The 20,376-nt window shown below is 65.2% G+C and carries 19 protein-coding genes; 13 read left to right on the top strand and 6 right to left on the bottom strand.

Features of this window, described 5'->3' with window-relative positions; genetic code table 11:
• Window positions 1–476: 476 nt before the first annotated feature.
• The gene (locus NE584_RS16380; RefSeq protein WP_077138689.1) at window positions 477–647 is read left to right on the top strand and encodes a ribbon-helix-helix domain-containing protein; all 171 of its coding nucleotides are present in this window, start codon (window positions 477–479) and stop codon (window positions 645–647) included.
• A 63-nt stretch (window positions 648–710) separates the two neighbouring features.
• Here NE584_RS16380 and asnS read toward each other — a convergent pair whose 3' ends face one another.
• Window positions 711–2,105, bottom strand: coding sequence for an asparagine--tRNA ligase (asnS, locus tag NE584_RS16375; RefSeq protein WP_256183270.1), 1,395 nt, complete (start codon window positions 2,103–2,105; stop codon window positions 711–713).
• Window positions 2,106–2,309: 204 nt separating this feature from the next.
• Here asnS and NE584_RS19935 point away from each other — a divergent pair, with 204 nt between their 5' ends.
• The 5 genes from NE584_RS19935 to NE584_RS16350 are packed head-to-tail and all read left to right on the top strand — an operon-like array spanning window position 2,310 to window position 4,819.
• On the top strand, window positions 2,310–2,807 hold the full coding sequence (locus NE584_RS19935) for an RNA polymerase sigma factor (RefSeq protein WP_256183269.1): 498 nt from the start codon (window positions 2,310–2,312) through the stop codon (window positions 2,805–2,807).
• Between the two features lie 45 nt (window positions 2,808–2,852).
• On the top strand, window positions 2,853–3,755 hold the full coding sequence (locus NE584_RS16365) for a DUF4367 domain-containing protein (RefSeq protein ID WP_256183268.1): 903 nt from the start codon (window positions 2,853–2,855) through the stop codon (window positions 3,753–3,755).
• A gap of 28 nt (window positions 3,756–3,783) precedes the next feature.
• Window positions 3,784–4,221 carry a hypothetical protein gene (locus NE584_RS16360; RefSeq protein WP_256183267.1) on the top strand — a complete coding sequence of 146 codons (438 nt, stop codon included), beginning with the start codon at window positions 3,784–3,786 and terminating at the stop codon, window positions 4,219–4,221.
• A 15-nt stretch (window positions 4,222–4,236) separates the two neighbouring features.
• Entirely contained in the window at window positions 4,237–4,611 is a 375-nt protein-coding gene (locus tag NE584_RS16355; protein ID WP_256183266.1) for a helix-turn-helix domain-containing protein, read from the top strand.
• Window positions 4,586–4,819: a DUF6514 family protein gene (locus NE584_RS16350; RefSeq protein ID WP_108980273.1), complete on the top strand. Its 234-nt coding sequence runs from the start codon at window positions 4,586–4,588 to the stop codon at window positions 4,817–4,819. Before NE584_RS16355 ends, NE584_RS16350 begins: the two co-directional genes overlap by 26 nt.
• 172 nt (window positions 4,820–4,991) lie before the next feature.
• Here the strand turns inward: NE584_RS16350 and argB are convergent, their stop codons facing one another.
• The 4 genes from argB to NE584_RS16330 form a co-directional block, all read right to left on the bottom strand.
• Window positions 4,992–7,358 carry an acetylglutamate kinase gene (argB, locus tag NE584_RS16345; protein ID WP_256183265.1) on the bottom strand — a complete coding sequence of 789 codons (2,367 nt, stop codon included), beginning with the start codon at window positions 7,356–7,358 and terminating at the stop codon, window positions 4,992–4,994.
• Between the two features lie 113 nt (window positions 7,359–7,471).
• Window positions 7,472–8,218 carry an aspartate/glutamate racemase family protein gene (locus tag NE584_RS16340; RefSeq protein ID WP_050623118.1) on the bottom strand — a complete coding sequence of 249 codons (747 nt, stop codon included), beginning with the start codon at window positions 8,216–8,218 and terminating at the stop codon, window positions 7,472–7,474.
• Between the two features lie 18 nt (window positions 8,219–8,236).
• Complete coding sequence (locus NE584_RS16335) at window positions 8,237–9,454, bottom strand: ATP-grasp enzyme (RefSeq protein ID WP_050623119.1); 1,218 nt, start codon at window positions 9,452–9,454, stop codon at window positions 8,237–8,239.
• 34 nt (window positions 9,455–9,488) lie between these two features.
• Window positions 9,489–10,553 (bottom strand): alanine racemase, encoded by a 1,065-nt coding sequence (locus NE584_RS16330; protein ID WP_108980275.1) that lies wholly within the window; start codon window positions 10,551–10,553, stop codon window positions 9,489–9,491.
• A 303-nt stretch (window positions 10,554–10,856) separates the two neighbouring features.
• Between NE584_RS16330 and miaB the strand changes: the two genes are divergently transcribed.
• Complete coding sequence (miaB, locus tag NE584_RS16325) at window positions 10,857–12,272, top strand: tRNA (N6-isopentenyl adenosine(37)-C2)-methylthiotransferase MiaB (RefSeq protein ID WP_256183264.1); 1,416 nt, start codon at window positions 10,857–10,859, stop codon at window positions 12,270–12,272.
• Window positions 12,273–12,320: 48 nt separating this feature from the next.
• Here miaB and NE584_RS16320 read toward each other — a convergent pair whose 3' ends face one another.
• Window positions 12,321–12,596: a hypothetical protein gene (locus tag NE584_RS16320; RefSeq protein ID WP_256183263.1), complete on the bottom strand. Its 276-nt coding sequence runs from the start codon at window positions 12,594–12,596 to the stop codon at window positions 12,321–12,323.
• A gap of 81 nt (window positions 12,597–12,677) precedes the next feature.
• On the opposite strand from NE584_RS16320, the gene NE584_RS16315 reads away from it, so the two are divergent.
• The 6 genes from NE584_RS16315 to NE584_RS16290 all read left to right on the top strand — a co-directional run bounded on the left by NE584_RS16315 (window position 12,678) and on the right by NE584_RS16290 (window position 20,318).
• Window positions 12,678–12,902 (top strand): helix-turn-helix domain-containing protein, encoded by a 225-nt coding sequence (locus tag NE584_RS16315; RefSeq protein WP_050623122.1) that lies wholly within the window; start codon window positions 12,678–12,680, stop codon window positions 12,900–12,902.
• Window positions 12,903–13,018: 116 nt separating this feature from the next.
• Window positions 13,019–15,634, top strand: a complete 2,616-nt coding sequence (mutS, locus tag NE584_RS16310) for a DNA mismatch repair protein MutS (protein ID WP_050623123.1) — start codon at window positions 13,019–13,021, stop codon at window positions 15,632–15,634.
• 39 nt (window positions 15,635–15,673) lie between these two features.
• On the top strand, window positions 15,674–16,171 hold the full coding sequence (locus NE584_RS16305) for a DUF3592 domain-containing protein (protein ID WP_133248284.1): 498 nt from the start codon (window positions 15,674–15,676) through the stop codon (window positions 16,169–16,171).
• 107 nt (window positions 16,172–16,278) lie between these two features.
• Complete coding sequence (gene mutL, locus NE584_RS16300) at window positions 16,279–18,324, top strand: DNA mismatch repair endonuclease MutL (protein WP_256183262.1); 2,046 nt, start codon at window positions 16,279–16,281, stop codon at window positions 18,322–18,324.
• A gap of 31 nt (window positions 18,325–18,355) precedes the next feature.
• A complete protein-coding gene (locus NE584_RS16295; RefSeq protein WP_050623126.1) occupies window positions 18,356–19,057 on the top strand; it encodes a hypothetical protein in 702 nt (233 codons plus the stop codon).
• Between the two features lie 172 nt (window positions 19,058–19,229).
• Entirely contained in the window at window positions 19,230–20,318 is a 1,089-nt protein-coding gene (locus NE584_RS16290) for a PTS transporter subunit IIC (RefSeq protein WP_108980281.1), read from the top strand.
• The last annotated feature ends 58 nt before the right edge of the window (window positions 20,319–20,376 follow it).

Here is a 20,376-nt window from a genome sequence, read left to right as displayed (position 1 = left end):
CCCCCCCCCCCCCCCCCCCCCCCCCCCCCCCCCCCCCCCCCCCCCCCCCCGCCTCAGCTTATGGAAAAAGCCTCCCAGAGTCCGCACCCGCAGGCGCGGATCAAGACCTGATCTGTTTTCCCCGGCGGCATGTGCGCTGGGGAAAACATTTCTCAGGCTGTAAGTGTGGGGTTTGTCCGCTGCAGGCGCACAAACTCTGCGCACGGCAGACTGGTGCTTTTTCCAAAAAGCGGCACAGTCACTCTTTTGACAGTACCGACGCCTTTTTCCGCCGGCCCCTGTTGACAAAGAGTTATTTTGTGTCGCTAATTGGTGATTTCAGTCCTTGTTTTTTCCCTCCGCTGTCTATATACTATAAGGCAGAGAGAACCCCGCCCCTTTGAGGCCCCTGCCAAGGGGGACCGGCAGAGGGAGACTTCGCCCCGGGAGCGCAGAGCGGAATGGGGCGCAGAATAAAATGGTGCAGGAGGCGCAGCATGGCTGAGGCAATTTTGGTGAACCGGACCCGGTTCACCTCTTCCCTGAAAAATGAGCTGATGAAGGATTTTGATATCCTTGCTCAAAAGACCCGGATCCCCAAATCCAGACTGCTCGATGAGGCCATCGAGGACCTGCTCAAGAAATACGAAAAGCGGCTGGCGGAGTAAAAGGCTCCAGACAAAAAGGACGGGACCGCCCCTGCGGGGGCGGTCCCGGTCAAAACGGGCCGATCAGAATTCCGCGTTGCCCACCGTTCTCGGGTGCAGCTCCACGTCCCGGATATTGCTGATGCCGGTGAGGTACATGACCATCCGCTCGAAGCCCAGGCCGAAGCCGGCGTGCCGGCAGGAGCCGTACCGCCGCAGATCACAGTACCACCAGTAGTCCTCCGGATTCATGCCCAGCTCCTGGATGCGGGCCTCCAGCACATCCAGCCGCTCCTCACGCTGGGAGCCGCCGATGATCTCACCAATGCCGGGGACCAGGCAGTCCGCCGCAGCCACGGTCTTTCCGTCGTCGTTCTGGCGCATATAGAAGGCCTTGATCTCCTTGGGGTAATCGGTGACAAAGACGGGGCGCTGGTACACCTGCTCCGTCAGATAGCGCTCGTGCTCGGTCTGGAGGTCGGCGCCCCACTCCACCTTGTAGTCGAATTTGTCATTGTTCTGCTTCAGAAGCTCCACTGCCTCGGTGTAACTCACCCGGGCGAAGTCAGAGGAGGCTACGTGCTCCAGCCGCTCCTTGAGGCCCTTGTCCACAAAGGAGTTGAAGAAGTTCATCTCATCGGGGCACTTCTCCATCACAGTGCGGATGATATACTTGATCATGGCTTCCGCGGTGTCCATGTAGTCGTTCAGATCGGCAAAGGCCATCTCCGGCTCGATCATCCAGAACTCGGCGGCGTGGCGCTGGGTGTTGGAGTTTTCCGCCCGGAAGGTGGGGCCGAAGGTGTACACGTTGCCGAAGGCCATGGCGAAGTTCTCGCAGTTGAGCTGGCCGGAGACGGTGAGGCTGGCCCGCTTGCCGAAGAAGTCCTGGGTATAGTCCACGGTGCCGTCGGGATTTTTGGGCACGTTGTTCAGGTCCAGGGTGGTCACCTGGAACATCTCGCCCGCCCCTTCGCAGTCGCTGGCGGTGATGATGGGGGTGTGGACATAGACGAAGCCCCGGTCCTGGAAGAAGCAGTGGATGGCGTGAGCGGCCACGGAGCGCACCCGGAAGGCGGCGGAGAACAGGTTGGTCCTGGGCCGCAGGTGCTGGATGGTGCGCAGATACTCCACAGTGTGGCGCTTTTTCTGAAGGGGGTAGTCGGGGGTGGAGGCTCCCTCCACAGCGATGGTCTGGGCCTTGACCTCCAGAGGCTGCTTGGCCTGGGGGGTCAGGACCACGGTGCCGGTGATGATGAGGGCGGCCCCCACGTTCTGGCCGGCGATGTCCTTGTAGTTGTCCAGCATGTTGGCGTCCATGACGACCTGAAGATTTTTGAAGCAGGAGCCGTCATTCAGTTCGATAAAGCCGAAGGTCTTCATGTCCCGGATGGTCCGGGCCCAGCCGCAGACGGTGACCGTCTTTCCGCCCAGCTTGTCCTGGTCGGCGAAGATGGCGGCGATGGTGGTGCGGTTCATAGGTGATCCTCTCCATTTTCTGTGACTCCGGGGCGCCGCGGGCGTCCCGGGTATTCTTTTGTCCATTATAGATGCTTTTCCGCTAATTTACAAGGGAAAACGGCGATTTTATGTGGATGGGGCTGTTTCCGGCCCGAGTCATTGAAAAGCGCGGGGAGGTATGATATGATGGACCCCGCCAATTGTGTGAAGGGAGGGTAAAAAGTGTCGGATTTTGACTGTGATCCGCTGTTTTCCAGGCTTTACCTGGAGATGTTGGAGCAAATGACGGCCTACTCCGCGCGCAGGCTGGGCGATATCGGCCTAGCGGAGGACGTGGCACAGGACACATTCGCGGAATGTTGGAAGAACTGGGAGCAGGGACAGCGGGTGAAGTACCACCCAAATCCCAGAGGCTGGCTCTGGGAGGCCCTGAAGATCAAACTGAAGATGCGGGAGGACATGGAGAAGGTCCGCACGGTGCCGCTGGACGAGCTGGCCCACCCGCCTGCGGCACCTGTGGAGCGGAGGCTGTATCTGAGCGACTACCTTCCACCCGACACATCCCGGGCGGACCGGCGGATCGTCCGCCTCCGGCTGGAGGGCTACCGCTATCAGGAGATCGCGGAAAAGATGGGCATGACGGAGATCCAGTGCCGGGTGCGCCTGTTTCGTCTGAGGGAGAAGCTGAAAAAATTTGAAGAAACTTTGGGGAACCTGTAACGAAATGAAGTTTTTTAAGGATATAAAAAGTAAGGAGGTGTCGAGATGTCGGAAAAGCGAGTCGCCCCGCCGGACGGGGGGAGTGGGGACTTGGTTTTAATCCAGCGGCATCTGGAAAATTTATCTGCCGGCGAGATCCTGGAGGAATTGGACGCGCGGATGGAGGAGATGACGGATCAGAGCTGTGACCCGGAGCTGATCCGCCTCTATCTGGACGTCCTGGAGGAGAAGGAGCCCCTGGGCCTGGAACTGGACCCGGAGGCATCCCTCCAGCGGTTCCTGGAGGAGCGAGCCGGCGAGGAAAGCACGCCGCCGGAGGAGCCGGCGGCCCAAGCGGCAGTGTCCCGTCCTGCCGGCCTCCGCCGTTTCCGCCATTTTCCGCGCACACTGATCGCTGCCGCCGTGGTCGCCGTCCTCTTTGGCCTGGGGAGCATGGCCGGCAGTTCCAGGCTGTGGGAGTCCGTGGTCCATCTGACCCAGGGCACGCTTCAGATCGTCCCCCCCGGGGCCAGCCAGTCCGGCCAGACCTCTGCCCAGCCGCCCCTGGAGGAGCTGGAGTTCACCTCCCTGCAGGAGGCGCTGGATGCGTATGGCATCACCGAGCCTCTGGTACCCAAGTGGCTGCCGGAGGGGTTTGAAAGTCTGGGAGTTACGACCAATGTAGACCCGGATTTTATTAGAATTGCAGAGACATACAGTTATGATGAGAAAAAAATTAAAATAGCGATTCGTTGCTATAACGCAAAAGAGGCACTTGAAAGGGTATCGGTTGAAAAAGAGAACGGACAGCAGGATGAAAAATACATTAGAGGCGGTGTGGAACATTCTCTTGCTCAAAACAGAGCGATTTATACCGCGTCATGGACCAATGGGCTCAATATAGTATCGATTATAGGAGATGTGACGGAGGAGGAGCTGGAGCAGATGATCGACTCCATCTATACTTAGAAAAGAGAACAGAGAGGAAAGAGAACCGATGAAAAAGAAGATTTCCCGCGGCTGCGCCGTGTTGCTGGCCTGTGCCATGCTGGCTGGGCTGCTGATGACCACCGCCTTTGCCCGTGCCAGCGACTATTTGGCCCTATACAGTGTGTGGGCCACCGCGAAGAGCGACGGCGTGGTCCGCATCCACGCGGATGTGGAGGCGGTCCGCACCTCCGACGAGGTGGGGGTCAGCTATATCACCGTTCAGGAGTCCGATGACGGAGGCAAGACCTGGACGACGCTGAAAAAATATACCAAAGAAGATTTGAATATGTATGAGGAGAACACGGACTATTATTACGGGACCTTCGATTTTGAGGATACGGTCATCGGACGGGACTACCGTGCCCTGGTTGGTGTGTACGCCGAGCGGAACGGCGGCGGGGACCTCCGCTCCGTCTACACCAACGAGGTGACGGCCAAAAGATGACGGATGGTACACCATATGGAGCGGACTCGCCCCGCTGGTGACGCGGAGGTGGAGCGGACGGACCGTTCTGGTCCTGTCTGTGCTGCTTCTGTGGCAGACGGGTGCGGGCCGGAGGACGGGCTGATCCTCCAGACCGGCGGGGAGCTGATGGCGCTGAAATGGCGCTTTTCCAGGCTCCTGTACAGCTGGAGGAGGGAGAACGAGCTGACCCAGGAGGAAGCGGCCGAGCGGTGCGGGGTGTCCCCCCGGCACTATCTGGACATGGAGGCCGGCCGAGTCAACCCCAAGCTGTCCACGGTGATCCATATCGCCAGCGAATCGAATATCAGTTTAGATGTGTTGAAAAGCGAGGTGAGAGGGACTCATGCAGTATCTCTACCGCCCGAATGAGTGCCAGATGACCTTTCAGGAGACAGGGGCACGGCAGGTGTACGGGATCGACTGCTACCGGCGGGACAGGAAAGACGCGCCGCCGGTGGCGCAGTACCGGGACGTCTCCATTGACCGGGGAGAGATGGACCGGCTGGCCGATCGGTGCAACCGGGGCCAGCTGGACCCCCTCCAGCTGGAAGACGTGATCCTGGACGCGATCCTGTAAAGAGAGCACAGAGCCAATGAAAACCGGCCCGGCCGGCGGACCTCCACCCGCCAGCCGGACCGTGAAAATTGAAATAGACGGCGCCCCCGCCACAGGCGGGGGCGCCGTTTCAGCTTGTGGAAAAAGCGGAAAAGCCGCTTCTTCGACAGCCCCGTTTTCTTTTGAACGGGGGTCAGCCGGTGATGGTGGTCCCCTGGACCCGCTGGTTGAGCATCTCCAGCAGCAGGGCGTGCTCCACCCGGCCGTCCAGGATGGACACCTCGCCCACCCCGGCGCGGATGGCCTGGATACAGCCCCGCACCTTGGGCACCATGCCCCCGGCAATGAGCCCAGTGTCGATCAGCTCCTCCGCCCGCTTCACATCCATGTGGGGGACGGCAGTCTTGCTGTTGTGGCTGTCGATAAGCACCCCGGCGGTGTCGGTGAGGAAGATCAGCTTGTCCGCCCCTAGAGCCGCCGCCACCGCCCGGGCCGCGTCGTCGGCATTGCAGTTGAAGCCGCCGCCGTCCTCCCCCGCGGCGATGGGGGAGACCACCGGCAGGAAGTCCCCGTCCAGCAGGGTCTGAAGGATACGGGGCTCCACCCGGGTGATGGACCCCACCCGGCCCAGGGCCGGGTCCTTCTCCACAGCGGTGAGCAGGCCGCCGTCCTTGCCGGACAGGCCTACGGCAGACACCTCCAGCTGGCTCAGACGGGAGACGATGGCCTTGTTTACCTGGGCGGAGAGGGCCATTTCCGCCGTCTCCAGCACCGCCTGGTCGGTATAGCGGTAGCCGTTCTCGAAACGGGTGGGCACCTGGAGCTTGTCCAGCAGGGCGGTGATGTGCTTGCCGCCGCCGTGGACCAGCACCACCCGGACGCCCACCATGCGCAGGGCGGCCACGTCCTGGAGGGTGGTGTCGGTGGCCGCCTCCGCCCCCAGGGCGGAGCCGCCGTATTTCACCACAACGGTCCGGCCCTCGTCCCGCTTGAGGATGGGCAGAATGGACAGCAGGGAGCGCACCTTCTCCATGCCGTCCAGGCCATGGCGCACGTCGTACTCCTGAAGAAAGGACTGGACATAGTCCACGTCAGAGGGGGTGTCGATATACTCGGTGCCCCGCTTCTGGCGGGTCTCCGCCCCTTTGCCGGTGATGAGGAGGACGGAGGGCTCCCGGCAGCCCAGCACCGCCTGGCGGATGGCCTCCCCCCGGTTGGGCTCGATGGAGTAGTCGCAGCCCTGGGCCTCCACATAGGAGGCGATCTCCCGGCAGATGGAGAGGGTGTCCTCCTCCCCGGAGTCCTCCTCCGTCAGCACCACCAGGTCGGAGCAGCGGCCGGAGATCTCCCCCAGGTCCCGCCGGCGGTCCAGGGCCTTTTTCCCCGGACAGCCGAACACGGTGACCACCCGGCGGCCGGGGTACTCCGTTTGAACGGAGCGGAACAGGGTCTCGAAGGACATGCGGTTGTGGGCGTAGTCCACGATGGCCACGATGTGGCTGTCCGCATTGGTGTACACCTCCATGCGGCCGGGGACCCGGGCCTTCATCAGCCCCACATAGACGGCCCGCTCCGGGATGTTCAGCCCCTCGCACACCGCGATGGCGGCCAGGGCGTTCTCCACGTTGAACAGGCCGGGCATGGTCAGCCGGAACTCCCGGGAAAAGCGGCGGGAACGCACCCGGAACAGGATGTCGTTGCCCCGCTTGCGCACCTGGGAGGCATAGATGTCCGCCTCCGGGTCCTTCTGGGAGAAGGTGATGACCTGGCGGCTGCCCGCCTGGGCGGCGGCCAGCACCCGGCCGGCGTGTTCGCAGTCCAGATTGACGCACCCCACCTCCGCCTGGGCGAAGATCCGCAGCTTGGAGGAGAAGTAGTCCTCAAAGTCGGGGTGCTCGATGGGGGAGATGTGGTCCAGGCCGATGTTCAGGAAGCAGGCGGCGGCGAAGCGGGTGCACAGGGTGCGGTGGTACTTCAGCGCCTGGCTGGACACCTCCATGGTGAGGTAGGGGATGCCGGCCGCCACCGCGTGGGCAAAGTGCCGCTGGAGATCCAGGGGCTCCGGCGTGGTGAGGTGGGACTCGAAGCGCTCCGAGCCGTCGTAGGTGTCGATGGAGGAGATGATGCCGCTCTCCGGCCCGCCCTGCTCCGCCAGATACTCATCCAGGATATACTTCAGATAATAGGCGGTGGAGGACTTGCCCTTGGTGCCGGTGATGCCGATGACCGACAGGGGCCCGGAGGGATGGCCGTAGTACCGGTCGGCCAGGGGGGCCATCACCTGGCGCATGTCGGACACCAGGATGCAGGGCAGATCCACGGCAGGGTAGGGGGTCTGGCTCACATAGGCCACCGCGCCCCGCTGGGCGGCCTGGGACAGATAGGCCTCCTTGAAGTGGGCGCCCTTGCACAGAAAGAGAGTGCCGGGGACCACCTCCTGGCTGTCGCAGGAGACCAGGGCGACGGACTGGGACAGGTCCAGCCCCTCGGGCAGAGGAGCGGCCAGCTGGGGCTCCAGCAGGGCGCAGTATTCGCCCAGGGTGTGGGGCGTGAGATCCATAGAGCAAACCTCCTGGTGTTGTCATGTGTGGATGGGGGCGCCACCCCCATTTTCAATTTGCGGAGTACGTTCCAACGGCGGGCGTGGGCAGGCACCGCCCCGGAGATGTTTTCTTAGATGGTGCGCAGCTGTTTGCCGCAGCGGACGACGGCCAGCTCGGCCAGCACCTCCATGGCGTCCACGTAGAAGGGGGGCAGGCTGTGGTAGCTGCGGAAGACGGACAGCTCGGTGCAGCCCAGAATGGCGCAGTCACAGCCCATGGAGGCCAGAGCGCGGTCGATCTGGGCAAATTTCTCCCGGCTGCCCCGCTCCCCCCGTTTGATCTCCTCGTAGATGATGGACATGACCAGACGCTGGACAGCGGGCTCCGGAGGGGCGGCCTCCAGGCCGAAGGCGGCGCACTCCTTCTGATACAGGCCGGTGCGGATGGTGCCGTCGGTGGCAAGGATGGCGGGGCGGCGCTTCCCCTGGGCCACCAAGGTCCGGGCGGTCTCCCGGATCATGTGGAGGATGGGGATGCCGATCTCCTGCTGGATGCGGTCCACGAAGTAGTGGGAGGTGTTGCAGGGGATGGCGATGACGGTGCAGCCGCACTCCTCCAGCAGGCGGGCGTCGGCCAGCAGGCGCTGGTACATAGGCTCGGTGTTCCCGGTGAGGATGGAGGCGGTCCGGTCCGGGACCCCGGTGTCAGACAGGATCAGGGCGGGCAGATGCTCCTGGTCGCAGGAGGCCTCTGTCCGGTCCAGCACGTACTGATAGAACACCTGGGTGGCCTGGGGCCCCATCCCCCCCAGCACGCCCAGCTTGGGCTCCCGGGGCTCTCTGGCGCCCTTGGCGCCGCGGGTCTTGACAGTTGACATGGCTTCCCTCCAGTCTGCTCAGTTCTCCGGGACCTTGTTGTGGCGGTCAAAGCGGACCATGTTGCCGATGTGGGTCTTCCATACCCGCCAGATGCGGGCCGGGGTATAGTCCCGGTGGTACTCCAGGCTGTGGGTGGACGCCCCCGCCCGGATCAGGGCCTTCATCTGGGGGTGATATGCCTTGGGGATGAATTTGAAGGCCACCTTTTTGGGCACCATCCGCCACAGGGCGTGGTTTTTGGTGATGACGAAGGGCAGCTCCCGGTGTTCGATCCGGTCCTCCACCAGCAGCTTGGCGATGTTGTATCCCGCGCCAGTGACGTAGTAATTGCTGCGCCCCTGGCGGCAGTTGATCTCGAAGAGCTTGTACTTGCCGTCCCGGCTGTCGTACTTGATGTCAAAGTTGGAGAAGCCGGTGTAATGCAGCTCCTCCAGCAGCTGTTTGATCTTCAGGGAAAGGGCCTCGTCGTACTCGGTGATGATGACGGCGTGGTTGCCGATGCCGTGGGGGGAGTGCTCCTCCAGCAGCACATGGCCCAGGCACATCAGCTTCACCTGGCCGCTGCGGTCGGAGTAGTTGGTCATCACCCGCATGTAGGTGTCGTCTCCGGGGATGAACTCCTGGATCACCATATGGTCGGGGTAGCCGGAGGCGTACACCAGGTCCAGAGCGTGGAGCAGCTCCTCCCAGGTCTGACAGATGAAGACCTTCTTCACCCCCTCGAATTCGTGCTCCCAGTAGGCCACGCTGTCGGCCGGCTTGGCCACATAGGGGGGGCCGAAGGGCAGGGTGAAGTCGTGGCCCATGGAGCCGTCGTAGATAAAGGTGGCCGGGTGGTCGATGCCGTGCTGGTCGCACAGCTCGTAGAAGTGCTCCTTGTTGATGAGGCGGTCCAGCAGGGCGCCGTCGATGTAGGGGGCCACCACATTTCGGGGAAACTGGTCCTTCAGGTGGGCGCACAGCTGCACATAGCTGTCCCCGCAGCCCAGGACGATGACGGTCTTGTGGGAGAACTCCAGGGCCACCTTCTCTACATTGGAGAGGAAGACGGCGGGGTCCTCGTTGTCGGGGCAGGTGCGGTAGTCGATGATGGAGCTGAAGGCACAGGGGAAGGTGTGGAACTTGCCGAAGGCCACGCTCTTCACCCCATAGGCCTCGTGAAAGGCACGGGCCACACTGTAAACATTGATATCGCCGCCGAAGAGCAGCGGCTGAAAAGACACGGTTCTGGACATAGCAAACACCTTTTTCTTGAAATCACAGGGAGGATCACCGGTACTGGCGGACACAGCCCCGGGCGTACATGGGGTCCAGGTCGAAGGAGACCACATCTCCGGCGGAGCACTTCAGATCGGTGACATCCACCAGGGTCTCGCTCACGCCCACAGAGCCGATGACCCGGGCCCGCTGGCCGTTCACCCGAACATAAAGCCGCCTGCCCCGCCGCCAGCGGCCCAGGGTGCCCAGCAGGCCGGCGGGACGGGGCCGCTCCACCCCGAAGCCGTGCTGATAGCCCACAGGGACCACCGCTACCCGGGTGGGCGCTTTCAAAACGGCGGTCTTTTCCGCACCCACGGTGTGCCCCTTGGGCAGCCAGCGCATCTCGGCAATGCCGGCCTCCCCGTGGCCCACGGTGGAGAGCCCGTCGTCTTTGGTGCGGCGGCAGCGGCCCAGCAGGACCGAGCCCGCCCGCACCGCGTCCATGCGGGCAAGATCGCAGTGCATCAGGGCGTAGGACCCCGCGGCGTGGACGGTGCCGGTCTCAAAGCCGGCGGCGTGGATGGCGTCCAGCACCCGCTGGAACTGCTGGAGCTGGTGCTCCGCCTCCTGGCCGGCTGGGGCGGCGTGGATCTGGGTGTAAATGCCGGACAGGGCCACGTTGGGCAGGGAGCGGTAGGCCAGCAGGATCTTCTCCGGCTCCCCCACCAGGAAGCCGCCGAAGCCCATGCCGGTGTCCACCTGGATGTGGGCCTCGGCCACGGTGGAGCGGTTCTCCGCCAGGGCGTTGAGGGCCAGGCCCGTGTCCACGGAGGAGATGGTGCACACCACGTTCAGGTCCACCAGCCGCTCCAGCACCTCCCGGTCGGTGGTGGAGCGGAGCATGAGGATCTCCTCGTCCACAAAGCCGGCCTTCCGCAGCGCCTCGGCCTCCTCCGCCTCGCTGACGGCGAAGCGGCCGATGCCCTCGGCCCGGAGCAGCTCGGCCATCTCGGCGATGCCGGCGCCCCCGGCGTCTCCCGAGAGGACGCCGTAGACGGCGGCCCCTCCGGCACGGCGCTTCACCACCCTGATGTTCTGCTTTACGGCCGCCTTCTCAATGACCAGCACCCGCATGGCACAGCCCCCTTTTTCTCTCTGTTGGGAAGGAGAGAGATACGTCTCCCTCCAGTGTAACCATTTAACGATTCATTCTATCACCCTTTTGAGAGAAACGCAACGGAAAACCGCGAGGGGGCCCGCATTTTTCCAGGGAGGGGCGGAGAGCCGCGCCCTGCGGGGACCGGGTGGAAAAGCGGCGAAAAGCAAAAGTCCGGCCTTGTGCTTTTTCGGGAAAAATGGTATGATTATTCGATCGGTGTCTCCATGCAGCAGGAGGGGCCGGACGACCATCAAATCCCCCTCAGGAGGTTGCGATCTATGAGACAGCAGACCACCCGAATTTCCCCGGAGGACATCTCCCGCCAGCTCCAGTACTGCCGGGAGGTCGCGGCCCTCAGCGCCGCCCGGCCCGCCCAGCCCCTGGCCTTTGTGGACACCTACGGCTGCCAGCAGAACGAGGCGGACTCCGAGCGCATCCGGGGCTATCTCCGGGAGATGGGCTACGGCTTCACCCAGGACGAGGAGCAGGCCCAGATCATCGTGCTCAACACCTGCGCCATCCGGGAGCACGCAGAGCAGCGGGTGCTGGGCAACCTGGGCGCCCTGGTCCACGTGAAGCGCCGCCACCCGGAGCAGATCATCTGCGTGTGCGGCTGCATGGCCCAGGAGGCCCATGTGGCGGAGAAGATCAAGCAGTCCTTCCGCCACGTGGACCTGGTGTTCGGGCCCCACGCCCTCTGGCGCTTTCCCGAGTTCATCCACACCCTGCTCACCCAGCGGGGGCGGGTGTTCCAGGTGGCGGAGGAGGCGGGCTCCATCTCCGAGGGCATCCCGGTGGTGCGGCAGGACCGGGTAAAGGCCTGGGTGTCCATCATGTACGGGTGCAACAACTTCTGCTCCTACTGCATCGTGCCCTATGTGCGGGGCCGGGAGCGCTCCCGCAGGCCGGAGGACATCCTGGCCGAGGTGGAGCAGCTGGCGGCGGAGGGGTACCGGGACATCACCCTGCTGGGCCAGAACGTGAACTCCTACGGCAAGGACCTGGAGGAGCCCCTGGACTTCGCAGACCTGCTGGAGCGGGTGAACGCCGTGCCCGGGGACTTCCTGATCCGCTTTATGACCTCCCACCCCAAGGATGCCACCCAGAAGCTGTTCGAGACCATGGCCCGGTGCGGGAAGGTGGCCCCGGTGCTCCACCTGCCCTTCCAGGCGGGCAATGACCGGGTGCTCCGGGCCATGAACCGCCACTATGACCGGGCGCAGTACCTGGACGAGGTGCGGCGGCTGAAGGAGCTCATCCCGGACATCGTGCTCACCTCCGACGTGATCGTGGGCTTTCCCGGGGAGACCACGGAGGAGTTTGAGGAGACCCTGTCCCTGCTGGAGCAGGTGCGGTTCGACGCCCTGTTCACCTTTATCTTCTCCCCACGGGTGGGGACCCCCGCCGCCCAGATGGACGACCCCATGCCCCACCAGCAGAAGCAGGCCAACTTCCAGCGCCTGGTGGACCTCCAGAACCAGATCTCCGCGGAGAAGCACGCGGCCTATGTGGGGAAGACCCTGCGCTGCCTGATCGACGGGGACAGCGGGGACGCCCGGTATCCCCTGGCCGCCCGCACGCCGGGCAACCGGCTGGTGCGGCTGGACGGCCCGGCGGAGCTGATCGGCCAGTTCCGGCAGGTGCGGATCACCGACGCCAACACCTGGTCCCTGTTCGGGGAGCTGGCGGAGTGAGGGGGGAGCCCCCGCCCCAAGGGCCCCGCAGGGGGACGGGAGGCGGGGCTACTCCAAGTCCCGGACCCGGCCGCCCAGGGCCAGGCCCATGGACAGCCCGGCCCGGAAGAGGGCCTGCTCCTCCAGGCTGTGCAACTCCTGCTGCTCCTCCCAGAGGCGGCGGAAGGAGCGGGCGGCGGGGCCCCGCAGCAGGTCCTCCAGCCCCCGCCGGCGGGCGTCCGTCTGGATGGAGAGCCGACCGTAGCTGGTGGGCTCCTCCTGGAGATAGCGGACGACCAGATGTTCCTGGGCGTATTGATATAAGTGGTCCCAAAAAGAAGTCATAAACAATAGCGCTCCCTTCTGCGGGTTATCGTATTTTGATTATAACATGCCAAAAATGGCATGTCAATACGAGGTGTGTAAATGGCGACGTTTTCAACGCGGCTTCAGGAACTGAAAGAGACCAAGAAACTGTTGCAGAAAGATGCGGCAAAGGCGCTGGATGTGCCCCTCCGCACCTATCAGAGGTATGAACACGGTCAGCAGGAACCCCAACTGTCCACCCTGATCCGGATGGCGGATTTTTACGGGGTCACCCTGGACTACCTGGCGGGACGGAGCGACCAGGGGGGGCCGGAGGAGAGCTGACCCCCGGGAGGCGCGCTGGCGGTTAGTGCGCCTCCTGTCTGTTTCGTTGTACTTTTCCACACTTTCCACAGGATTTTGCACTTTTTACTTTTATTTTACCGAAAGGCGGTGCCGATATGGCTGAGATCACCCCCATGATGCGCCAATACCTGGAGATGAAGGAGCGGTATCCCGACTCCATCCTCTTTTTCCGGCTGGGGGATTTTTATGAGATGTTCAACGAGGACGCCAAGCTGGTCTCCCGGGAGCTGGACCTGACGCTCACCACCCGGGACCGGAACAAGCCCCCGGAGGAGCGCACCCCCATGTGCGGCGTGCCCTACCACTCCTGCGAGAGCTACATCGCCCGCCTCATCGCCAAGGGCTACAAGGTGGCCATCTGCGAGCAGACCGAGGACCCGGCCCAGGCCAAGGGGCTGGTGGACCGGGACATCATCCGCATCATCACCCCCGGCACCCTCATCGACTCCTCCATGCTGGAGGAGGGGAAAAACAACTACATCGGCGGGGTGTACGCCGACTCCCGGGCGCTGGGGCTGTGCCTGTGCGACATCTCTACCGGCGAGTTCTATGTCACCTCCTTTCCGGCGGGGGCGGAGGCCATGGACCACCTGAAAAACGAGCTGGGCCGCTTCTCTCCCCGGGAGGCGGTGCTCTCCGACGGGGCCTGGAGCCTGGAGGGCCTGCCCCAGTTCCTGCGGGAGCGGCTGGACTGCCGCTGTGAGAACGGGGGGGAGGCCCGCTTCCGCTATGAGGCCGCCCTGCCCCTGGTGCAAAAGCAGTTCCGCACCGGGCTGGACAGCCTGCCCCCGGAGGACCAGGCCTGTGTGCAGTGCGCCGGGGGGCTGCTCTCCTACCTGTACGAGACCCAGAAGACCGACCTGAGCCACATCGCCGCCCTCACCTGCTACACCGCGGGCCAGTTCATGGAGCTGGACCTGAACGCCCGGCAGACCCTGGAGCTCACCGAGACCCTGCGGGGCAAGGAGAAGAAGGGCTCCCTGCTGTGGGTGCTGGACAAGACACGCACCGCCATGGGGCGGCGGCTGATCCGGGGATGGATGGAGCGCCCCCTCCTCTCCCCGGTGCAGATCAACCGCCGGCAGCAGGCGGTGAGCGATCTGGTGGAGGACATCATCACCCGGGAGGAGGTGGTGCTCTGCCTGAAGGAGATCACCGACCTGGAGCGCCTGATCGGCAGGGTGGTGTACGGAACCGCCGGGGGCCGGGACCTGGCCGCCCTGTCCGCCGGACTGGGCAGGCTGCCCCGGCTGCGGGAGCTGCTGGAGGGCTGCCCCTCCGCCCTGATCCAGTCCCTGCGCCGGGAGATGGACGACCTGCCCCAGCTGCGGGCGCTGCTCAGCTCCGCCCTGGTGGACGAGCCCCCCTTCTCCGTGCGGGAGGGCAAGTTCATCCGTCCGGGGTACAGCGAGGAGGTGGACCGCCTGCGCAACGTGATCGACCACGGGGCAGAGATGCTGGCCGACCTGGAGACCCGGACCAAGGAGCAGACCGGCATCAAGAACATGAAGGTGAGCTACAACAAGGTGTTCGGCTACTACATCGAGGTGGCCAAGTCCCAGACCGGGCTGGTGCCCCCCGACTGGGCCCGGAAGCAGACCACCGTCAACGCCGAGCGGTACATCAGCCAGGAGCTGAAGGACCTGGAGCACACCATCCTCTCCGCCCAGGACAAGGTGGTGGCCCTGGAGTACCAGCTCTTCTGCCAGCTGAAGGAGCAGACCTGCGCCCACGTGGCCCAGATCCAGAAGGCTGCCGCCGCCGTGGCCCAGGTGGATGTGCTTACCTCCTTCGCGGTGGTGGCCGCCGTCAACGGCTACTGCATGCCCCAGGTGGACGGCTCCGACTCCCTGAGCATCTCCGAGGGGCGCCACCCGGTGGTGGAGAAGGTGCTCCCCGCCGGCACCCCCTTTGTCCCCAACGACACCCACATGGACAGCGGAGAGGACCTGTGCGCCATCATCACCGGCCCCAACATGGCGGGCAAGTCCACCTACATGCGCCAGGTGGCCCTCATCGTCCTCATGGCCCAGATGGGCTCCTTCGTCCCCGCCCGCTCCGCCCGCATCGGCGTGGTGGACCGGGTGTTCACCCGCATCGGGGCCAGCGACGACCTCTCCTCCGGACAGTCCACCTTCATGGTGGAGATGAACGAGGTGGCCGGACTGCTGAAGAACGCCACCGCCCGCTCCCTGCTCATCCTGGACGAGATCGGCCGGGGGACCTCCACCTATGACGGCATGGCCATCGCCCGGGCGGTGCTGGAGTACTGCGCCGACCGGAAACGGCTGGGGGCTAAGACCCTGTTCGCCACCCACTACCACGAGCTCACCGCCCTGGAGGGGGAGATCCCCGGGGTGAAGAACTACAACATCGCCGCCAAGAAGCGGGGGAACGACCTGATCTTCCTGCGGAAGATCGTCCGGGGGGGCGCGGACCAGAGCTACGGCATCGAGGTGGCCAAGCTGGCCGGGGTGCCCGACCGGGTCATTCGGCGGGCCCGGACCATCCTGGAGGAGCTGGAGTCGGGGAGCGGCGTCCTCCCCGCAGGGGGACCGGCCCTTCCGGCGGACGGGGAGCAGGTCTCCCTGATGGACCTGGGCAGCCAGACGGTGCTGAAAAAGCTCCGGATGACCGATGTGAACATCCTGTCCCCCATCGAGGCCCTCAACCTGCTGGCGGAGCTGAAGCAGGACCTGCAGGAGAGCTGAGGCGGGGCGGAGAGGCCCGGATGAAAGAGGAGGTGCGGCATGGGGCGTCCAAATTCTCGGGCGGAGCTGTGCGCCTGGGTGCTGGGACTGATGGGGGCGTTTTTCCTCCTGTTCGGCGGGGCCGTCCTGCTGTGGGACATCCCGGTGGGGGGCGCGGGGCCCGACTGGGCCTTCCTGCCCATAGGGGCCGCCCTGCTGGCGGCGGGGGGCGGGTGCGCCCTGGCCTGCCTGGCCCGGCGGCGGAGCCAGGCGCGGCTGCGGCGGGAGGGCACGGCGGTCTCCGGCACCGTCCGCTCGGTCCGCCACCACATCTTCGTGACCTGGAACACCCAGTCCTTTGTCAATGTCCCGGGCCGGAACTCGCCCTGGAGCGCGGTGTGCGGGTACACCTGGGGCGGCCGGGACTATACCGTGTCCACCGGCCTGCTGTGGGGGGAGCCCCAGGAGGGGGCGGAGGTCCTCGTTTGGCTGGACCCGGACCGGCCGGGGCGGGCCTTTGTGGACCCGGATTCTGTCCGGCTGGACCTTATGGGATAAGGGGCGGGGGAGGCCCGGCCCCGTCCCGGGATCTGTATTCTGAATTCTGACTATTATGACCAAAAACGACCCGCAGGAGCGGAGCTTTGAATTTCTGGAGGTGCTCTATGCCTGAGATCCAAGTGTTAGATCCCCACGTTGCCGACCTGATCGCCGCCGGCGAGGTGGTGGAGCGGCCGGCCAGCGTGGCCAAGGAGCTGATGGAAAACGCCATAGACGCGGGGGCGAGATCGGTGACTGTGGAGATCGCCCACGGCGGCCTCACTTTCCTCCGGGTCACCGATGACGGCTGCGGCATCCCGGCCCCCCAGATGAAGACCGCCTTCCTCCGCCACGCCACCAGCAAGCTGCGCACGGAGTATGACCTGGAGGCCATCGGCACCCTGGGGTTCCGGGGGGAGGCACTGGCCGCCATTTCCGCCGTCTCCCGCATCGACGTGATGAGCCGCACCCAGGATGCCCCGCTGGGGGCCTCCCTGTCCCTGGAGGGGGGCGTGGCCGGGCCGGTGGAGCAGGCGGGCTGCCCCCTGGGCACCACCATGGTGGTGCGGGACCTGTTCTACAACACCCCCGCCCGGCTGAAGTTCATGAAAAAGGACGCCGCCGAGGGGGCCGCCGTATTCGGCGTGGTCCAGCGGGTGGCCCTGTCCCACCCGGAGGTGGCAGTGAAATTCCTCCGGGACGGAAAGCAGGAGCTGGCCACCCCCGGGGACGGACAGCTGCGCTCCGCCGTCTACGCGGTGCTGGGCCGGGATCTGGCCCTGGGCTTCACCCAGGTGGACAGCTCGGACGAGGGCATGTCCGTGTCCGGCTTCGTCTCCCAGCCCTCCTGCTGCCGGGCCAGCCGGAACTGGCAGTTCTTCTTCGTCAATGGGCGGCAGGTGAAGTCCCGGCTGATGATGGCCGCCCTGGAGGAGGCCTACCAGAACCAGAAGATGGTGGGCAAATTTCCCGGCTGTGTCCTCCATCTGACCACCAGGCTCAGCGCGGTGGACGTGAATGTGCACCCGGCCAAGACGGAGGTGAAGTTCGGCAGCGAGCGGGGGGTGTTCAGCGCGGTGTACCACGCGGTCCTCTCCGCCCTGGAGCGGGACCATGTCCGCCCCGCCGTGGCGCTGGAGAAGCCCCGGGCCCACGACACCGTGACCCCCAACCAGACCAGGCTGCCCGCCGGGGAGCTGCCCCTCCACGACGTGACCTACGGCCGTCGGGAGGTGCCCGGCCTGTCCCGGATGCCCTCCGCCGCCTCTTTCCTCTCGCCCCAGCAGCGGGAGCGCACACCCCAGCCCGCCCCGGCGGAGCCTCCCCGCCCCAGAGCTCCGATCTCTGGAGAAATGACCGCCCCCGGGGAGTGGAAGACCGGGGAGGCCCCGGCCCCCGCCTGCCCCGGTGAAGCCCAGGGCGGGATGACCTGCCACGACCGGATGGCGCCGGAGGACTTCGACCTCCTGGCCGGGACCCGGACGGAGCGCCCCGCCCCCGCGCCGGCGGAGACGCCCGCACCAGACCCGGGCCCGGCTCCGGCCCTGGAGGAAGGGCCCGCGCCCCAGATCTCCGCCCCGGCGGAGCCTGAGCCTGAGGGAGAGGCAGCCCCCTGGCGCATCGCCGGGGAGGTGCTGAACACCTACATCATCGTGGAACAGGGGGACACCATCCTGTTTATCGACAAGCACGCCGCCCACGAGCGGATGAACTTCGACCGCATGAAGGCGGAGGGCTACACCCCCATGGTGCAGACCCTGCTCACCCCGGTCACCCTCCACCCCCCGGCGGAGGAGGGGGCCGCCCTGCTGGCCAACCTGCCGCTGCTGGAGGAGTTCGGCTTCTACGCCGAGGACTTCGGCGGGGGGGCGCTGGTGGTGCGGCAGGCCCCCTTTGACGTGGACCCGGGGGACATCGAGGACACCCTGCTGGAGATCGGGGGCAGGCTGCTCACCACCGGGCGGGCGGACCCCTCCGCCGCCCGGGACGAGCTGCTCCACACCATGGCCTGCAAGGCGGCCATCAAGGGGGGCTGGCGCACCAGTCCCCAGGAGCTGGAGAAGGTGGCGGGAGCCGTCATGCGGGGAGAGGTCAAATACTGCCCCCACGGCCGGCCGGTGGCCATCGAGCTGACCCGAAAGGACCTGGAGAAGCAGTTCCGGCGGGCATGAGACCCGGCGGGAGCGGGAAAGGAGCGGACTTATGAGCTGGAACGAGATGCTTTACGCCTATCAAAAGGAGAAGGGGGGCGTATTTATGGGCAGCCGGGCAGCAGACTGGGACGGGGAGCTGGTGCTGAGCTACCGGGACGAACCGCTCATCATCCGGACGGTGGGGGAGAGCAATGGCCGGTACACTACGACCTCCATCCGCGTCCGGCTGGCGATCCATCTGGAGCGGGACTATGAGCTGCGCATCCGCCCCAAAAGTGCCATGTCCACCGGCCTCAACACGGTGCTGGGCGTCCTGGACCGGGGACTGGAGAAGCTGCCCTCCGGACCGGACCTCCACGAGGACTATGGCTGCCCGGAGGTGACCCGGGGCCGGACCATCACCACCACGGACCGGTCCTTTACCAAGCTGGTGCTGCGGGACCTGGAACTGCGCAATGCCCTGCTTGCCTCCCCCAAGGACGGCCTGCTCATTCTGCCCGGGCCGGGGAGGGAGGGGCTGCACCTGGTGGAGAGTTACTCCTATCCGGACTCCATGTACACAGATTGGTACTCGGAGCCGATGAATACCGGGCCGGACTGGACGGATACAGAGGAGGAGCGCGCCGAGAAGGAAGAGAAGCTGGCGGAGCTGGCCCAGGATACCTTTTTTCCCCGGCTGGAAAAGGTGATCGGCCTGACCAAGGCTGCCCGGGGGGCGGCCCTGACCTGGAGGATGGGGACGCCGGGATGATTCGAAGGAGCGGCTGTGGTGAGCTGCGGCCGGGCGGGGCTTGACTGCCGGAGGGAAAAGTTTTCGTTGACAAACAGGACAGAGCCGCTATAATAGGCCATACAAGTGTCTTGACACCTGTATGGCCTTTTTGCCGGCAGGTGCGGGACCATCACGAAAAAAGGTGAGAGAAATGGAAAAGCTCCGCGCGTTTTTAAAGCGCAAAAACATTGAGATCTCGGCCAAGCGGTATGGCATCGACGCCCTGGGGGCCATGGCCCAGGGCCTGTTCTGCTCCCTGCTCATCGGCACCATCGTCAAGACGCTGGGCCAGCAGCTGGGGATGGAGTTCCTCATCGAAGTGGGGGGATACGCCTCGGCCATGAGCGGGGCGGCTATGGCGGTGGCCATCGGCTACGCCCTGAAGGCCCCCCCGCTGGTCCTCTTTTCCCTGGTCACGGTGGGCTATGCGGCCAATGCCCTGGGCAGCGTCACCCTGTCCGGGGGCAGCGGCGCCGGAGGCCCTCTGGCGGTGCTGTTTATCGCGGTCATCGCCGCGGAGCTGGGCAAGGCGGTGTCTAAGGAGACCAAGATCGACATCCTGGTCACCCCTCTGGTGACCATCCTGGCGGGGGTGGCCCTGTCGGCCTGGTGGGCCCCGGCCATCGGCACGGCGGCCTCCGCGGTGGGGGACTTCGTCAAGTGGGCCACTGTGCTCCAGCCCTTCTGGATGGGCATCCTGGTGTCGGTGGTCATCGGCGTGGCCCTGACCCTGCCCATCTCCTCTGCCGCCATCTGCGCCGCCATCGGGCTGACCGGCCTGGCCGGCGGGGCCGCAGTGGCGGGGTGCTGCGCCAACATGGTGGGCTTCGCCGTCCTGTCCTTCCGGGAGAACCGCTGGAGCGGCCTGATCTCCCAGGGGCTGGGCACCTCCATGCTCCAGATGGGCAACATCGTCCGCAATCCCCGGATCTGGCTCCCCGCCATCCTCGCCTCCGCGGTCACCGGCCCCCTGGCCACCTGTGTGTTCCAGTTTGAGATGAATGACCCCGCCGGGGGTGTGGCGGCTGGAATGGGGACCTGCGGTATGGTGGGCCCCATCGGGGTCTATGCCGGCTGGGTGAACGATGTGGCCACGGGGGCCAAGGCTGCCATCACCGGCATGGACTGGCTGGCCATGGCGCTGATCTGCTTTGTACTGCCCGCCGTCCTCGCTTGGCTGTTCGGGCTGTTTTTCCGTCGGATCGGCTGGATCCGGGAGGGGGACCTGACCCTGGAGTGAGCCGGGGGAGATTTGCAGGACCGTTTGGGGGGGGGGGGGGGGGGGGGGGGGGGGGGGG

Origin of the sequence: Clostridium sp. DFI.5.61 (assembly GCF_024462915.1) — a bacterium.
In the GTDB taxonomy this organism is placed as follows: Bacteria; Bacillota; Clostridia; order Oscillospirales; family Oscillospiraceae; genus Lawsonibacter; species Lawsonibacter asaccharolyticus.
This window is presented reverse-complemented; position numbering and strand designations above follow the sequence as displayed.

Bases quoted from the DNA above. Each gene is read 5' to 3' on its own strand.
- NE584_RS16350 (WP_108980273.1), top strand. From the start codon at position 4,586: ATGCAGTATCTCTACCGCCCGAATGAGTGCCAGATGACCTTTCAGGAG.
- miaB (WP_256183264.1), top strand. From the start codon at position 10,857: ATGAGACAGCAGACCACCCGAATTTCCCCGGAGGACATCTCCCGCCAG.
- NE584_RS16335 (WP_050623119.1), bottom strand. From the start codon at position 9,454: ATGTCCAGAACCGTGTCTTTTCAGCCGCTGCTCTTCGGCGGCGATATC.
- NE584_RS16330 (WP_108980275.1), bottom strand. From the start codon at position 10,553: ATGCGGGTGCTGGTCATTGAGAAGGCGGCCGTAAAGCAGAACATCAGG.
- asnS (WP_256183270.1), bottom strand. From the start codon at position 2,105: ATGAACCGCACCACCATCGCCGCCATCTTCGCCGACCAGGACAAGCTG.
- NE584_RS16295 (WP_050623126.1), top strand. From the start codon at position 18,356: ATGAGCTGGAACGAGATGCTTTACGCCTATCAAAAGGAGAAGGGGGGC.
- NE584_RS16380 (WP_077138689.1), top strand. From the start codon at position 477: ATGGCTGAGGCAATTTTGGTGAACCGGACCCGGTTCACCTCTTCCCTG.
- NE584_RS16320 (WP_256183263.1), bottom strand. From the start codon at position 12,596: ATGACTTCTTTTTGGGACCACTTATATCAATACGCCCAGGAACATCTG.
- mutS (WP_050623123.1), top strand. From the start codon at position 13,019: ATGGCTGAGATCACCCCCATGATGCGCCAATACCTGGAGATGAAGGAG.
- NE584_RS16315 (WP_050623122.1), top strand. From the start codon at position 12,678: ATGGCGACGTTTTCAACGCGGCTTCAGGAACTGAAAGAGACCAAGAAA.
- NE584_RS16305 (WP_133248284.1), top strand. From the start codon at position 15,674: ATGGGGCGTCCAAATTCTCGGGCGGAGCTGTGCGCCTGGGTGCTGGGA.
- mutL (WP_256183262.1), top strand. From the start codon at position 16,279: ATGCCTGAGATCCAAGTGTTAGATCCCCACGTTGCCGACCTGATCGCC.
- NE584_RS16290 (WP_108980281.1), top strand. From the start codon at position 19,230: ATGGAAAAGCTCCGCGCGTTTTTAAAGCGCAAAAACATTGAGATCTCG.
- NE584_RS16360 (WP_256183267.1), top strand. From the start codon at position 3,784: ATGAAAAAGAAGATTTCCCGCGGCTGCGCCGTGTTGCTGGCCTGTGCC.
- argB (WP_256183265.1), bottom strand. From the start codon at position 7,358: ATGGATCTCACGCCCCACACCCTGGGCGAATACTGCGCCCTGCTGGAG.
- NE584_RS16340 (WP_050623118.1), bottom strand. From the start codon at position 8,218: ATGTCAACTGTCAAGACCCGCGGCGCCAAGGGCGCCAGAGAGCCCCGG.
- NE584_RS16365 (WP_256183268.1), top strand. From the start codon at position 2,853: ATGTCGGAAAAGCGAGTCGCCCCGCCGGACGGGGGGAGTGGGGACTTG.
- NE584_RS16355 (WP_256183266.1), top strand. From the start codon at position 4,237: ATGGAGCGGACTCGCCCCGCTGGTGACGCGGAGGTGGAGCGGACGGAC.